We start from the raw sequence: 15534 nt of genomic DNA, 5'->3' as shown, positions 1-15534 counted from the left end.
ACTGTGTGGTCTGAAAGTTACAGTGCCGCTTCGTCAGATTCGCCGGTACGGATGCGAATGACGCGCTGCAGCTCGGCGACAAAAATTTTACCGTCGCCAATCTTTCCGGTGTAAGCCGCTTTACTGATGACATCGACGACTTCATCCAGCTGATCGTCGGCAATCGCGACGTCAATCTTCACTTTCGGCAGAAAATTGACGCTATATTCGGCGCCGCGATAGAGCTCCGCGTGGCCTTTCTGACGGCCGAACCCTTTAACCTCAGTGACCGTCAGGCCCTGAATCCCCATTGAAGATAATGCTTCACGCACGTCTTCCAGTTTGAATGGTTTGATTACCACGGTAACCAGCTTCATAAGTCCCCTCCAGTCAGAATTCGGTAATGGCCGCAGCTAACACGAATCTAATAAAGCAAGGGCTATGCCAGAAATGAAAAAGGGCCGCCAGGCGGCCCTTTTTGAGGAGGAAAAAGAAGAATCAGGCGGAAACGAAGCGGCAAAACGCCGCTTTAGCCTTAAATTGCACCATTTCAGTGCGCGTACTGTGACGTTTTTGCACCACCGGAAACCGCAAAGCAGAAGCTGCCTGTTTATGGTGCATCAGGCGATAAGCGACTCTTCCTGCGAGCTGGCGGCCAGTTCTTCGCCCGCCAGCTGCAGCTGATACATCTGCCAGTAGCGGCCTTTGGCCGCCAGTAGCTGCTGATGATTGCCGCGCTCGACGGCCTGACCCCGATGCAGCACCAGGATCGTGTCAGCCTCAACGATAGTCGATAAGCGGTGCGCAATGACCACCAGCGTCGTATGCTCGCGCACCCGTACAAGCGCCTGCTGAATCGCCTGCTCGGTGCCAGAATCAATATTAGCCGTCGCCTCATCAAGTATCAGCACCTGCGGCGTATCGACAAGCACCCTCGCCAGCGCAAGCAGCTGTTTCTGCCCAACGGAGAGATTGTTCCCCTGCTCGCCCAACTTAGTATAAATACCGTTTTCCATTTCACGGGCCAGCTCCGCCAGCTGTACCGCCTCCAGCGCCTCCCAGACCTGCTCTTCGCTGATGTCGCGACCGAGGGTAACGTTGGCATAGAAGGTGTCAGCCAGCACCACCGGATCCTGCTGCACCATCGCAATCCCCTGACGCAGCGCGCTGTGGCTTAAGGACGACAGCGGACGACCATCGATGCGAATCTCTCCCTGAGTTAACGGGTAGTAGCCCATCATCAGGCTGGCCAGGGTGCTTTTACCGCTCCCGGTATGGCCGACCAGCGCCACAAAGCTGCGCGACGGTATGTCGAGATTGATATCCTGCAACACCAGGCTATCGTCGCGGTAGGCAAAAGAGAGATGCTCGATAGTAATCGAGCCGCTGCGCAGCGGTTCGCTATCGTCGCCCCACGCCTGACGCGGTTTGTCCATCAGCTCGAAAACGCGCTCGCCCGCGACGACCGCCTGCTGCAGCATTGATTGCTGGGTCGTCAGTTCGATCAGCGGCTCGTTTAGTCGTCCAAGATAGCTAATAAAAGCGTACAGAACCCCAACCTCAATCGTTCCGCTGCTGCTGAAACCAAACAGCATCAACAGACCGCAGAGAATTAACGAAGAGAACAGGCTCAGCAGCGGGCGCAGCAGGAAACCATCAAGGCGCAGAGTTTGCATACGCGCCAGATAGTGCGCGTAGCTGGCCTCGCGCATCCGTTCGCCGAACCGCGCCTGCTGACGGAACTGCTGAATAACGCCCATTCCGTTAATCACTTCATTAAAACCGTCGTTGATATCCGCCAGCCACGCGCGAACCCGCCTGACGATGGGCGTACTGTAGCGTTGATAAATCATCATCACGATCAGTACTGCCGGGAAAATAGCGATAGCCACCAGCGCCATTCGCCAGTCAAGGCTGAACATCGCCACCAGCATCGCGCCAATCAAAGCTGCGCTACGCAGGACGGTAGCCACGACGGTCACATAGAGATCGCGAATCACTTCGGTATCGTTGGTCACCCGCGAGATGAGCTGCCCGACCGGCTGGGTATCAAACTCGCTGAGCGGCTGACGCAGGGCGGCGTCCATGACGTCGCTGCGTAGCTGTTGCACCACGCCCACCGCCGCGCGGTTAAACAGCAGCGCCTGGCAGTAATGCAGACCCGCGGCGAGGAGTTGCAGGCCGATGTAGGCTGCGGCCAGGCCGCAGACCAGCTTCAACGGCAGCGAGTTCTTCGCCACCATATTGTCGATAAAGTAGCTGATCAGCAGCGGGCCACTCACCTCCGCCACCGCCGCGACCCACATGATAGCAACCGCTATCGTTAACGGTTTACGCCACGGAGAGCCGTAGGCCAGCAGGCGCTTTAATGTCGGCCAGAGTTCAGTAAAACTACGCACCGGCGACCTCCTCATCTTCCAGCGGAACATCATCCAGCGCCGCTTCCAGCTGCTGATAACGGTACATATCGCGATACCAGCCCGGCTGCGTCGCCAGCGCCTCATGACGACCGCGCTGGGCAACATGCCCATGCTGCATCACCAGAATTTCGCTGGCCTCGGTCAACGCCGACAGGCGATGAGCGCTGATAATCACCGTCCGCCCCTCCCCCCACTGGCGCAGGTTGTGCAATATCTGATGCTCCGTTCGACCATCCACCGCCGACAGCGCATCATCAAGGATCAGGATCTCCGCCTCCAGCAGCAGCGCGCGGGCGATGGAAATACGCTGTTTTTGCCCCCCGGAAAGCATAACGCCGCGCTCGCCGACTTCGGTGTTATACCCCTGCGGCAGGCGCAGGATATCCTCATGCACGCTGGCGAGCCGGGCAACGCGTTCGATTTGCTCCTGCGTGGCGTCCGGTTTACCGAGAGCAATATTGCTGGCGACGGTATCGGAGAACAGGAACGGCGTCTGATTGACTACCGCCAGCCTGGCGCGCCAGCTATCCAGCTGCAGTCGGGTCAGGGGAACGTCATGAAAGCGGATATCGCCATCGGTAACGTCAAAATGACGCTGAATCAGTGCCAGAATCGTGCTCTTACCGGAGCCGGTTGGGCCGCAAATTCCCAGCATTTGCCCGGGCTGGAGCGTAAAGTTAACTTTTTCCAGCGAGGCCTTGTTCGCCTGCGGATAGATAAACTCGCGCACGGCGACGCTAAGCGTACCGCGCCCTTCCGGCGTCGGCTCGCTGCCGTCGTTCACTACCGGCGCCTCCTCCAGCATGGTGCGAATGCGCGCGTAGGCCGCGCTGCCGCGCTCCACGATGTTAAACATCCATGCCAGAGCCAGCATTGGCCAGATCATCAGGCCGAGGTACATCACAAAGCTGGTGAGCTGACCCAGGGTCAGGCTGCCCTGGATCACCATCCAGCTGCCGCCGCCGATAGCCAGCAGGTTAGCGGTCCCGATAGCGATATAAATCGTCGGATCGAAGCGAGCATCAATGCGCGCCACACGCATATTTTTCGCCCCGGTATCCGCAGCGTCGGCAGCAAACTGCGCCGACTGTCGGTCTTCAAGACCAAAAGCTTTGATCATGCGAATGCTGGTCAGGCTCTCCTGGGTGCGGTCATTGAGGCTGGAGAAGGCCGCCTGAGCGACGCGAAAACGCTCGTGTAATGCATCGCCGTTACGCTTAATCGCCAGCGCCATCAGCGGCATTGGCAGCAGCGCCAGCAGAGTGAGCTGCCAGCTGATTTGCGTCGACATCACAATCAGCACCGCGCAGCCCATCACCAGTGAATCCACCAGCGTCAGCACCCCCTCACCGGCGGCGAACACCACCCGATCCACGTCGTTGGTTGCGCGAGCGATGAGATCGCCGGTACGGTGGCGCAGGTAAAAGGCCGGATGCTGGCGGCTGAGCTGGCGATAGAAATCCTCACGTAGCTCGACGGCCAGCTGATACGATGCGCCGAACAACAGCACGCGCCAGACGTAGCGCAGCAGATAGACCATCACCGCAATAACGACCAGCAGGCCAATCCACATCCACACCTTTTCCGCGGTGTAATGTTGTTTTGTTACGCCGTCAACCACGATGCCCACCACTTTCGGTGGCACCAGTTGCAGGATGGCAATAATAATCAGCAGAGCAATAGCGCCGAGGTAACGGCGCCACTCCCGGCGGAAATACCAGCTAAGTTGGGCAAATAATCGCAAGCAGTTAAATCCTGAGTGTGTAATTCGTAGCGGCTGATGCCGTTAATCAATAGGCAAGGCTGTGGTGTATTTTATCTGTTCCATGGCAAAACTCGAAGTGACATCCGAGAGTCCCGGCACGCTGTTAACCAGACGTTTATAAAAATCATCATAGTTCTTCATATCCGCCACCTGGACCCGCAGCAGATAGTCATACTCGCCGGCCATACGCCAGAAGCCGAGGACTTCCGCCATCTGCGAGACCTCGCTGACAAAGCGGCAATACCAGTCGCTACTGTGGTGCTGAGTCTTAATCAGTACAAACGCCGTCAGCCCAAGCCCGACCTTTTCCGCATCCAGCAGCGCGACGCGCCCGCGAAGAATACCTTCGTCTTCCAGCCGCTTCAGCCGCTTCCAGCAGGGCGTGGTGGTCAGATTAACGGCATCGGCCAATGCCTGCAAAGAGAGGGTGCAGTCGGTTTGCAGTAAAGAAAGCAGCTTACGATCAATTTTATCTAACATTGGGCGCCTCAGGAGAAAAATTTACTCCATTTATTGTAATTGAAAGGCTAAATGGCAACAATTTTTCCTTCGATTTCCGCTAAGCTGGGCACAAAATGACAAACAGGAATTTGAGATGAACAGCGCTTGGGTAAAACACGCGATTAGTGAAATTAATGCCGATTATCAGCGTTCCGCCGACACGCACCTTATACGTCTGGCGCTGCCAGCGTTCCCTGGGATCCAACTCTATCTGAAGGATGAAAGCACCCATCCAACCGGTAGCCTGAAGCATCGCCTGGCCCGCTCGCTGTTTCTGTATGGCTTGTGCAACGGCTGGATTAAAGAAGGAACGACGATTATCGAATCCTCTTCCGGTTCGACTGCCGTCTCTGAAGCTTACTTCGCCCGTCTCTTAGGCCTGCCGTTTATCGCCGTGATGCCTTCCTGTACGGCAAAGCGTAAAATTGAACAAATTGAGTTTTACGGCGGTCGCTGCCATTTCGTCGACAGCGCCTGTGAAATCTATGCCGCCTCCGAAACGCTGGCGCGCGAGCTGAACGGTCATTATATGGATCAGTTTACCTTTGCCGAACGGGCTACCGACTGGCGAGGGAATAATAATATCGCCGACAGTATCTTCCGTCAGATGAGCCATGAGCCGCATCCGCAGCCGTCGTATATTGTGATGAGCGCGGGCACCGGCGGTACCTCTGCGACTATCGGACGCTACATTCGCAGTCAGGGTTACGATACGCAGCTGCTGGTGGTTGATCCGCAAAACTCCGTGTTTTTGGACTACTGGCAAAGCCGCGACGCCAGCCTGCGCAGCCCGGTCGGCAGTAAAATTGAGGGCATTGGCCGGCCGCGCGTCGAACCATCGTTTATTCCCGACGTGGTCGATGAGATGCTGCGGGTACCGGATGCCGCCAGCGTCGCCACCGCGCTATGGCTGGAAACGCTGCTTGGGCGCAAGGTCGGCGCCTCAACCGGCACCAATATGTGGGGCGTACTGCAGCTGGCCGTACGGATGCGCGAAGAGGGACGCACCGGCTCTATCGTCACGCTGCTGTGCGACAGCGGCGAACGTTATCTGGAAAGCTACTACAACCCGCAGTGGGTGGCGGCCAATATCGGCGACGTCTCTCCCTGGCAGGCGCAAATTGCACAAATGCTGCAGGCAAAATAAAAAAAGCCAGATATCACAGGATATCCGGCTTGCTGGCAGGGTCTCTTTATTCGGGGGAATAAGGAAGATCAGGATAATCCAGCCAATGAGTCAAAAAATGGGAAACGGCCTGATGACGGCAGTCGCCAATAACCGGTAGATGCGGAAGTTCAAATTTCAGCTGATCCATCGCGTTGCCCATGATCACGCCGTGCCCGACGCTGCCTAGCATTTCCCGATCGTTCATGGCGTCGCCGAACGCCATGCAATCCTGCAACGTCAGGCCCAGATGCTGGCTTAATACCGCCAGCGCCGCGCCTTTGTTACAGCCCCCGGGCAAAACTTCCAGACAATCCATCGCTGAAAAACAGAGATCCGCTCGGCCGCCGAGCGCTTCACTTAGTTGCAGCCTTAGCCGCCGCAGATCGTCATGATCGCCGCAGAAGCAGATTTTGGTGACCTGATGCGCCGGCATTCGCTTTGGATCGTATAGCTGATAGCGAAAACCGCTAAAGACGTGCGCCTTCAGTAATTCCGGGATCGCCTGCCCGGTATACCAGCCGCCGTCGTTGAAAAAATGCATACTCGCCGCGGTATCCCAGGCGCTATGCAGCACCTCCTCCGCCACATCAGGGGCCAGATCGCGACGATACAGCTCTTCACCTTCCAGAGAGTGAATGCGCGTCCCGTTGCCGGTAATTAAAAACGCATCCAGAGAGAACTCGCCGATAACGTGGCGCATCTCCAGAGCATGACGGCCGGTAGCAAATGTCAGGGTGATGTCGCGATCGCGCAGGCGTTTTAGCGTCGAAAGCGTTTTTTCTCCCAGACGATGGTCAGGCATCAGTAGCGTACCGTCCATATCGAATGCAGCCAGTCTGGCCATGTCCTGTTCCCCCTATCGTGGTGGATTTTGCTTGTGTTGCAGTATTGCCTGAGATATACGGAAGTAATAGTGAATAGATAAATTTTATTGTTCCGGGTTTATCATCTACCGCAGGACTAAACAGCGATGAGGCTATTAAACCGTCTGCATCAGTATCAGCGACTCTGGCTACCCTCTTCCGGCGAGCCGCAGCAGGTGACCGTCGGCGAGCTGGCCGAGCGCTGCTTTTGCAGCGAACGACATATCCGAACCCTGCTGCGCCAGGCGCAAGAATCCGGCTGGCTAAGCTGGCAGGCCAGCTCCGGTCGCGGAAAGCGCGGGCTACTCCAGTTTTACAAAGCGCCGGAGACGCTGCGCAATGAAATGATGGAGCAGGCGCTAAGTAAAGGACAGCAGCAGAACGCCCTCGAACTGGCCCAGCTGGCGCCTGTAGAGCTTAAAGCGCTGCTTTCCCCCTTTCTCGGCGGCCAATGGCAGAACGATACGCCTACCCTGCGTATTCCTTATTACCGTCCGCTGGAGCCGCTGCGCCCGGGTTTTATGCCGGGACGCGCGGAGCAGCACCTGGCAGGGGAGATATTTTCCGGCCTGACCCGTTTCGATGCGCAAAGTACCTGCCCGATAGGCGATTTAGCCCATCATTGGGAGGTGTCGCCTGACGGTCTGCGCTGGCACTTTTATATTCGTTCCACCCTGTTCTGGCATAACGGCGATCCGATAAAAACCTCACAGCTGCAGCAGCGGCTTCTGATGCTGTTGCAGCTCCCCGCGATGCGTACGCTGTTCGCCAGTATCAGCGAGATTAGCGTCACCCACTCTCAGTGCCTGACTATCACCCTGCACCGCGCCGATTACTGGCTACCGTTCCGCCTTGCCAGCTACTGCAGCGTGCTGGCGCATCCGGACGATCCGGCGATCGGCAGCGGGCCATTTCGCCTGAAACTATTTACTCAGGAACTGGTGCGGCTGGAAAACCATCAGCGTTATCATCTCACCCATCCGCTGCTGCAGGCCGTTGAATTCTGGATCACGCCGCAGCTGTTCGAACAGGATCTGGGCACCAGCTGTCGTCATCCGGTACAGATAACCATTGGCGACCCTGATGAGCTGACCAGACTGCGCCAGGTCAGCAATAGCATTAGCCTTGGATTTTGCTATCTGACGCTGCGTCAGAGCCCCCACCTGAATAAAGCGCAGGCCCAAAGACTGGTTTCGCTGATTCATCGCTCCGGTCTGTTAGAAACGCTGCCGCTGGATGAAGACCTGATCGCGCCGAGCAACGAAGTATTGCCGGGATGGACTATTCCGCAGTGGCCAGAAAATGGTGATACACCGCTGCCCGAACGGCTAACTCTGCTCTATCACCTTCCCGTAGAGCTACACGCCATGGCGGAGCGCCTTCGGCAACGGCTGGCAGAACTCGGCTGCGAGCTGACGATAATTTTTCATGACGCGAAAAACTGGGATGGTTGCCAGCAGTTTGCGAAGGCGGACCTGATGATGGGCGATCGCCTGATTGGCGAAGCGCCGGTTTATGCGCTGGAGCAGTGGCTACGCTGCGATGCCCTGTGGCCTAATTTGTTGACCGGGGCGCAATATGCGCATCTTCAGGCAACGCTGGATGCCGTTCAGGTATTACCGGACGAACGCAGCCGCAGCGAAGCTTTGCGCAACGTCTTTAACACACTGATGGACGATGCCATCATGACGCCGCTGTTTAATTATAATTATCGCATCAGCGCACCGCCTGGCGTCAACGGGCTGCGCCTGAACGCGCGAGGCTGGTTTGATTTCGCCAGCGCCTGGCTACCGGCTTCGACGCCGTGACGGGGCTGGTGGTCATCTTCATCAGGCGCTACCATATGCGCTTCACTTCGATTGTCAGGAATTACCATGAAACGCGCCGTAGTTGTCTTCAGTGGAGGACAAGATTCGACGACCTGCCTGGTGCAGGCTCTGCAACAGTATGATGAAGTGCATTGCGTCACTTTTGATTATGGCCAACGTCATCGCGCGGAGATTGACGTTGCTCGCGAACTGGCGCTAAAGCTGGGCGCCGTTGCCCACAAAGTCCTTGATGTCACGCTGCTTAACGAACTGGCGGTCAGCAGCCTGACCCGCGATAGCATTCCGGTTCCGGATTATGAACCGGACGCCAGCGGCATCCCCAACACTTTCGTGCCCGGTCGCAACATTCTGTTCTTAACCCTGACGGCCATTTACGCGTATCAGGTTAAAGCGGAAGCTATCATCACCGGCGTTTGCGAGACCGACTTTTCGGGTTACCCGGACTGCCGCGATGAGTTCGTCAAAGCGCTGCACCAGGCCGTCAGCCTGGGAATGGCGAAAGATATTCGCTTTGAGACGCCGCTGATGTGGCTGAATAAAGCCGAGACGTGGGCACTGGCCGATTATTGGGGCCAGCTGGACCTGGTACGCCATGAAACCCTGACTTGCTATAACGGCATTAAAGGCGACGGCTGCGGGCAGTGCGCCGCCTGTAACCTCCGCGCCAACGGGCTGCGCCAGTATCTGGGCGATAAGGTTGGGGTGATGACGGTCATGAAGCAGAAAACAGGACTGCAGTAGCCGGTTATTTCCCGATAGCGCGATGGAAGCGTAGGCGGCAGAAGACGTATAAGCCGAACAAGCGCGCACTCTTAGCTCTGGGGAATTTCTGCCACTTTCTGTGCGCTTGCTCCCGGAGGCGGCGCGATGCGCCTGCCCGGGCTACCGGATCGCAGACAGGTGAGAAAACGTAGCCCGGACAGGTGCGCAGTACCGCCTCCGGGACATCCCTCTCCAGCTGGCCTGTTAGCGAGGCTCAAGCTGCTCCAGCTTCTCCCGCAATTCGCCCTCAAGCGCCAGCGCTTTCTGCGTTTTTAGATCGATACAGACAAAAGTGATAAGCGCATCGGCGACCACCTCGCCGTTAGGGTTAAGGGTAACCACCTGGCTTAAGGTCCCGCTTTTTCCGTTCAGCTTTTCCAGCTTACTGGTAACGGTGAGAACGTCGCCTAACACCGCGGGCCGACGATAGTTGATGTTTATATTCACCACCACAAAGGCGATGTTGCGAGCGGTCATCCAGTGAAAGGCCGGGCTGCTTTCCAGGCCATCCCAGCGCGCCTCTTCGAGAAACTCCAGATACCGCGCGTTATTGACATGCTGATAGACGTCGAGATGATAGCCGCGAACTTTGATTTGTGTCTGCATAGCGCAAATGCCTTATCTTTAATTGTTGTTTTGAGGTCAGAGGTCACACCACTGGTGTGACCTCTTCAGTCTGGCAAATAATAACGACTGTGCAAACTTGTGAAGAAAATTTACAGCTTCAAATGTGACAGATTTCTCTCTACCAGCGAATTGCCCATCCCCGGCACCTGCTTAAGATCGTCAACGGTTTTAAATGGCCCATATTCTTCACGATAGCTGACAATAGCCTGCGCCTTCTTCAGGCCAACGCCGTTCAGCCCCTTCGCCAGTTCTTCGGCGCTGGCGTTATTGATACTCACCCTGGTACCTTCGCTATCGGGCGCGTTCAACGCATCAGGTGCCTTTGCCTGCGGCGTCTGCACGCTCTCCTTTGTTGCCGGCGACGTCTTCCCGCTGGAAGGCGCGGCAAAAGCGCCCTGACTTCCCGCTGCGCAAACCAGTACGGCCACGGTAAGAAGCGTTTTCAATCCTCGTTTCATGCTGTTATCTCCTTGTTTGTAGACAGCAAGGTCACGATAGCGATGAGGGAAAAAGAGTACAAAAGGCAAAATGCAGAAATGGAAAAGGCCGCGAAAGCGGCCTTTGATAATTGCATCACGTTACTTGCTTTTGCGAAGCAGCACGTAATTATTGTTGCTGATCGATAATGTCGCCGAGCTTAATTTTCGCCGCTTTACGCAGGTTACTCATCAGCGCTTCGAAGGCGATCTGTGCGTTATTCTGGGTGATGCCCTGAATCATCGCCTTTTTCTGCTCTTCCGGCATCGTACCCGCTTTCACTTCATCCAGCGCCAGCAGTACTACATTGCCCTGCATGTCCGTGCCCACGCCGTAGCTGGGCTTACCCGCCTGCGGCAGCGGTAGCGCAAAGACAGACTGGATCAACGCTTCCTGACCGGTACGCGACAGCGTCTGCGGCGCACCAAAGCTTAGTCCGGCGGCTTTCATCGCTTCGTCGCCTTTACCCTCTTTCAGGGCCGTCAGCAGCTTATCGGCATCCAGCTTCGCCTGCTGCTCCGCTTTGTTGTGCTTAACAATATCGCTCACCTGCGCTTTCACCTCCGCCAGCGGTTTGACCGCCTCCGGTTTATGCTCGCTGATGCGCAGAACAAACGCGCGATCGCCGTCGACGGTGATGATATCGGAGTTGCTGCCTGGCGTACCGTTTTCGCCAACCAGACCGCCGTTGAAAATAGCGTCAGAAACCGGTTTGAAATTCAGCTCCTGCGGCAGGTTATCGCGACCAAACCAGCCGGTTTCAACCACTTTCAGACCGGCAACCTGAGCCGCGCCAGCCAGGGATTCGTTATCGTTGCTCGCCGCGTCGCTGACTTTTTGCTGCAGCGCATAGTAAGCATCCAGAGCTTTCTCCTGCTTCACTTTAGCCGCGATATCATCGCGAACGTCAGCCAGCGGTTTTACCTGAGCAGGCTGAACGTCATCCAGACGCGCCACCAGGAAACCGACGGAAGATTTAATTACGCCTGAAAGCTGGCCTTTTTCTTTCAGACCGGCCTCTTTCAGCTCCGGCACGGTAGCCGCATCTTCCAGCCAGCCCATATCACCACCGTTGCGGGCAGAGATAATATCGGTTGATTTTTCTTTGGCCAGCGCGGCGAAATCAGCGCCTTTTTTCAGCTCATCAAGCACCGCCTGAGCATCCGCTTCGGTTTTGGTCTGGATGATGCTGTAACGATTACGCTGCGGCTGAGTGAACTGATCCTGATGCTGGTCGTACCATGACTGAATTTCCTGGTCAGAGACGTTTTCCTGCATGCTCGCAGCATCCATCTTGATGTAGCTGACGCGGAACTGCTCAGGCGCCATAAAACGCGCCTGGTTCTGCTGGTAAAACGCGTTGATTTCATCGTCGGTGGCGGTTTGCTTCGCCGCCAGCGCGTTTACGTCAATCGTCGCTTCACGGACGACGCGCTGTTGCGACACCAGCGCCGCCAGCTGGTCGGATTCGCCCGGCAGCATAAAATCGGTACCGGCAACGGCGTTAATCAGTTGCTGAGTCGTCAGCTGATTACGTAATGCCTGAGCGTACTGGTCCGTCGTCATCCCCATTTGATTAACGATACGGCTGAAGCGCTCGTTATCAAATTTGCCATCCGCCTGGAAAGCCTGGGTCTTGAAGATAGCCTGCTTGACCTGGTCGTCGCTGATATTAAGGCCCAGTTCACGGGCGTACTGATCGAGCAGCGCCTCGTCAATCAGACGGTTCAACACCTGCTGACGCATGGTCTTCATGTAATTTTCATTGGCCGCCAGTTCAGAAAACTGATCGCCAAGCTGCTGCTGCATGCGGTTACGCTCGCTGGCAACGGCATTTTCAAACTGTGCGCGACCAATCTCCTGGTCATTAACTTTTGCGGCATAGTTGTTTCCACCGCCAATCAGGTAACCACTCACCCCGGTCAAAATGAACGAGACGATAATGATACCGAAAATAATCTTGAGCACGACGCTGTTGGCGGCCGTGCGTAGGTTGTCCATCATGGTGTAACAACGCTCCGCTGTAGATGACTTTTGCTCGCGCAGCATAGCATGTGATGGCCGCCGCGCGTGAGGACGTATTTTGACAAGAAAACGGGGTGATTGTCAGCCCACAAGTGCGTATAAAGTCACATTAAGTCTCATTCTGGCAAATAAAAAAGGCACATCTTGCGATGCGCCCTTGTACTTCGTCACAGACCCCAGTGGGGAAGTCGATCAGTTTACCGCGTCTTTCAGCGCTTTACCTGCACGGAAACCCGGTACTTTAGCAGCAGCGATGGTGATTTCTTTGCCTGTTTGCGGATTGCGACCGGTACGGGCAGCGCGCTCTTTAACAGCAAAAGTACCAAACCCTACCAGCGCAACGTCATCCCCAGCCTGCAGAGATTCAGTAACAGAAGCGATTAAAGCATCTAACGCACGTCCAGCTGCGGCTTTAGAAATGTCCGCACCGGCAGCAATTTTGTCAATCAGTTGAGATTTATTCACTGTTCTCTTCCTCTCTTTATAATTTATATCGCACCAGAATCCTTCGTGGCGCGACCGCGCAGCAGTTATATCAGGACTGTCATGCCCTTACAACAGAGTTGTAATTGACCCCCCTGCCAGCGATCTAAGTTAGCTACACAAAAAAAGGCTGGCAAGTACGAATTTACTTACCAGCCCTATTTTTCTTAGCGCTATTTGCGCGAAATCACTATTTTGCCGTGACGACTTCCATACCAAACGGCTCGTTCTGCAGTGCAAGTGCCAGAACTTCCTCGATTCGTTTCACCGGATGGATATCTAAATCGGCGATAACGTTATCTGGAATTTCTTCAAGGTCACGTTTATTTTCATCAGGAATCAGAACAGTCTTAATGCCGCCACGGTGTGCAGCCAACAGTTTTTCCTTCAGACCACCGATTGGCAACACCTGACCGCGGAGGGTGATTTCCCCGGTCATCGCCACATCGGCGCGCACCGGATTACCCGTCAGGCAGGAAACCAGTGCGGTACACATCGCAATCCCGGCGCTTGGGCCATCTTTCGGCGTTGCGCCTTCCGGTACGTGCACGTGGATATCGCGTTTTTCATAAAAGTCTGAGTTAATACCCAGCTTATCCGCACGCGAACGCACCACGGTCAGCGCAGCCTGGATAGATTCCTGCATAACCTCACCCAGTGAACCGGTATAGGTCAGCTTGCCTTTACCCGGAACACAGGCGGTTTCAATGGTCAGCAGATCGCCGCCCACTTCCGTCCACGCCAGGCCAGTCACCTGACCCACGCGATTTTCACTATCCGCACGGCCATAGTCGTAGCGCTGCACGCCCAGGAAGTCATGCAGGTTGTCGCCGTTAATCTCAATATGCTTCTGCGACTTATCCAGCAACAGCTGTTTGACCGCTTTACGGCACAGTTTCGAGATTTCGCGCTCCAGACCACGCACGCCCGCTTCACGAGTGTAGTAACGGATAATGCCGATAATCGCGCTGTCATCAACCGTCAGCTCGCCTTTTTTGAGCGCATTACGCTCTATCTGTTTTGACAGCAGATGGCGTTTAGCGATGTTCAGCTTCTCATCTTCGGTGTAGCCGGAGAGGCGAATCACTTCCATACGATCCAGCAGCGGCGCCGGAATATTCATGGAGTTAGAGGTCGCGACGAACATCACGTCGCTGAGATCGTAATCCACTTCCAGATAGTGGTCGTTGAAAGCCACGTTCTGTTCCGGATCCAATACCTCCAGCAGCGCCGATGCCGGATCGCCCCGCATATCCGAAGACATTTTGTCGATCTCATCCAGTAAGAACAGCGGGTTTTTAACGCCCACTTTGGCCATTTTCTGGATCAGTTTGCCCGGCATTGAGCCAATGTAGGTACGGCGGTGACCGCGGATTTCCGCTTCGTCACGCACGCCGCCCAGCGCCATACGCACATACTTACGTCCGGTTGCTTTGGCGATAGATTGACCCAGCGAGGTTTTACCGACCCCCGGAGGCCCAACCAGGCACAGGATTGGCCCTTTGAGCTTGTTAACACGGCTCTGCACCGCGAGGTACTCAAGGATGCGATCCTTCACGCGCTCCAGACCGTAGTGATCGGTGTCGAGGATCTCCTGAGCCTGACGCAGGTCTTTTTTAACCTTGCTGCGGGCGTTCCACGGTACCTGCACCATCCAGTCAATGTAGCCGCGAACGACGGTTGCTTCCGCCGACATCGGGGACATCATTTTCAGTTTTTGCAGTTCCGCTTCGGTTTTCTCTTTTGCCTCTTTCGGCATTTTCGCCGCGTCGATCTTACGCTTCAGCGCTTCGTTCTCGTCAGGGGCGTCGTCCATCTCGCCGAGCTCTTTTTGAATGGCTTTCATTTGCTCATTCAGGTAGTACTCGCGCTGAGATTTCTCCATCTGCTTTTTCACGCGGTTGCGAATACGCTTCTCAACCTGCAGCAGATCGATTTCTGATTCCATCATCGCCATCAGATATTCCAGACGTTCGTTAACGTCGGACATCTCCAGCACGGACTGTTTGTCCGCCAGCTTCAGCGGCATATGGGCTGCGATGGTATCCGCCAGGCGCGCCGGATCGTCGATGCTATTCAGCGACGTCAGCACTTCCGGTGGGATTTTTTTGTTCAGCTTGATGTAGCCTTCAAACTGGCTGATAGCGGTACGAACCAGCACTTCCTGCTCGCGTTCGTCAATCGCCGGCGATTCGAGATATTCAGCTTTCGCCGAAAAATGCTCGCCGTTATCAGATAGCGCAGAGATGCGCGCGCGCTGCAAACCTTCGACCAGCACTTTGACAGTACCGTCCGGTAGCTTCAGCATTTGCAAAATAGACGCCACGGTCCCGACGGTGAAAAGATCGTTTACACCCGGCTCATCCGTCGAGGCTTCTTTCTGCGCAACCAGCATGATTTTTTTATCATGATCCATGGCTGCTTCGAGACAACGGATAGATTTTTCCCGCCCTACAAACAGGGGTATGACCATGTGCGGATAAACCACCACATCGCGCAACGGCAATACGGGGATTTCAATGCGTTCAGAACGCTCAGGATTCATAGAGCTCTCTCTTAGTTTAAAGTCCGCCAGGTAGCCGACGACGCAACTCAACGACGCGTCGCCGTTAATATGTAAACCAGTATATGGGGA

The 15534-nt window shown here is 55.5% G+C and carries 13 protein-coding genes; 3 read left to right on the top strand and 10 right to left on the bottom strand.

Features of this window, described 5'->3' with window-relative positions:
• Positions 1 to 17: 17 nt before the first annotated feature.
• From glnK to IAE27_RS00925, 4 genes are all read right to left on the bottom strand, one after another.
• Positions 18 to 356: a P-II family nitrogen regulator gene (gene glnK / locus IAE27_RS00940; protein ID WP_004099573.1), complete on the bottom strand. Its 339-nt coding sequence runs from the start codon at positions 354 to 356 to the stop codon at positions 18 to 20.
• A 243-nt stretch (positions 357 to 599) separates the two neighbouring features.
• Entirely contained in the window at positions 600 to 2378 is a 1779-nt protein-coding gene (locus IAE27_RS00935; protein ID WP_154022366.1) for a SmdB family multidrug efflux ABC transporter permease/ATP-binding protein, read from the bottom strand.
• Complete coding sequence (locus IAE27_RS00930) at positions 2371 to 4143, bottom strand: SmdA family multidrug ABC transporter permease/ATP-binding protein (protein WP_017146492.1); 1773 nt, start codon at positions 4141 to 4143, stop codon at positions 2371 to 2373. Before IAE27_RS00930 ends, IAE27_RS00935 begins: the two co-directional genes overlap by 8 nt.
• A 42-nt stretch (positions 4144 to 4185) precedes the next feature.
• A complete protein-coding gene (locus IAE27_RS00925) occupies positions 4186 to 4644 on the bottom strand; it encodes an Lrp/AsnC family transcriptional regulator (RefSeq protein WP_004099567.1) in 459 nt (152 codons plus the stop codon).
• 115 nt (positions 4645 to 4759) lie between these two features.
• Here IAE27_RS00925 and IAE27_RS00920 point away from each other — a divergent pair, with 115 nt between their 5' ends.
• Complete coding sequence (locus IAE27_RS00920) at positions 4760 to 5812, top strand: PLP-dependent cysteine synthase family protein (RefSeq protein ID WP_004099565.1); 1053 nt, start codon at positions 4760 to 4762, stop codon at positions 5810 to 5812.
• 46 nt (positions 5813 to 5858) lie between these two features.
• On the opposite strand, the gene cof is transcribed toward IAE27_RS00920, so the two are convergent.
• Positions 5859 to 6677 (bottom strand): HMP-PP phosphatase, encoded by an 819-nt coding sequence (gene cof / locus IAE27_RS00915; protein WP_070557198.1) that lies wholly within the window; start codon positions 6675 to 6677, stop codon positions 5859 to 5861.
• A 126-nt stretch (positions 6678 to 6803) separates the two neighbouring features.
• Here cof and IAE27_RS00910 point away from each other — a divergent pair, with 126 nt between their 5' ends.
• Both IAE27_RS00910 and queC read left to right on the top strand, forming a co-directional pair.
• A complete protein-coding gene (locus IAE27_RS00910; protein WP_142447575.1) occupies positions 6804 to 8504 on the top strand; it encodes an SgrR family transcriptional regulator in 1701 nt (566 codons plus the stop codon).
• Between the two features lie 66 nt (positions 8505 to 8570).
• Positions 8571 to 9266 (top strand): 7-cyano-7-deazaguanine synthase QueC, encoded by a 696-nt coding sequence (gene queC / locus IAE27_RS00905; protein WP_115239937.1) that lies wholly within the window; start codon positions 8571 to 8573, stop codon positions 9264 to 9266.
• 225 nt (positions 9267 to 9491) lie between these two features.
• Here queC and IAE27_RS00900 read toward each other — a convergent pair whose 3' ends face one another.
• The 5 genes from IAE27_RS00900 to lon form a co-directional block, all read right to left on the bottom strand.
• Positions 9492 to 9893 (bottom strand): YbgC/FadM family acyl-CoA thioesterase, encoded by a 402-nt coding sequence (locus tag IAE27_RS00900; protein ID WP_154022365.1) that lies wholly within the window; start codon positions 9891 to 9893, stop codon positions 9492 to 9494.
• Between the two features lie 110 nt (positions 9894 to 10003).
• The gene (locus IAE27_RS00895) at positions 10004 to 10372 is read right to left on the bottom strand and encodes a helix-hairpin-helix domain-containing protein (protein WP_004099556.1); all 369 of its coding nucleotides are present in this window, start codon (positions 10370 to 10372) and stop codon (positions 10004 to 10006) included.
• A gap of 148 nt (positions 10373 to 10520) precedes the next feature.
• A complete protein-coding gene (ppiD, locus tag IAE27_RS00890) occupies positions 10521 to 12395 on the bottom strand; it encodes a peptidylprolyl isomerase (protein WP_016808683.1) in 1875 nt (624 codons plus the stop codon).
• A gap of 213 nt (positions 12396 to 12608) precedes the next feature.
• Positions 12609 to 12881, bottom strand: coding sequence for a nucleoid-associated protein HU-beta (gene hupB / locus IAE27_RS00885; protein ID WP_002444653.1), 273 nt, complete (start codon positions 12879 to 12881; stop codon positions 12609 to 12611).
• A 208-nt stretch (positions 12882 to 13089) separates the two neighbouring features.
• A complete protein-coding gene (gene lon, locus IAE27_RS00880; protein WP_154022364.1) occupies positions 13090 to 15444 on the bottom strand; it encodes an endopeptidase La in 2355 nt (784 codons plus the stop codon).
• Positions 15445 to 15534 lie beyond the last annotated feature (90 nt).

Source organism: Klebsiella sp. S69 (assembly GCF_016516145.1).
GTDB classification, from domain to species: domain Bacteria; phylum Pseudomonadota; class Gammaproteobacteria; order Enterobacterales; family Enterobacteriaceae; genus Klebsiella; species Klebsiella oxytoca.
This window is presented reverse-complemented; position numbering and strand designations above follow the sequence as displayed.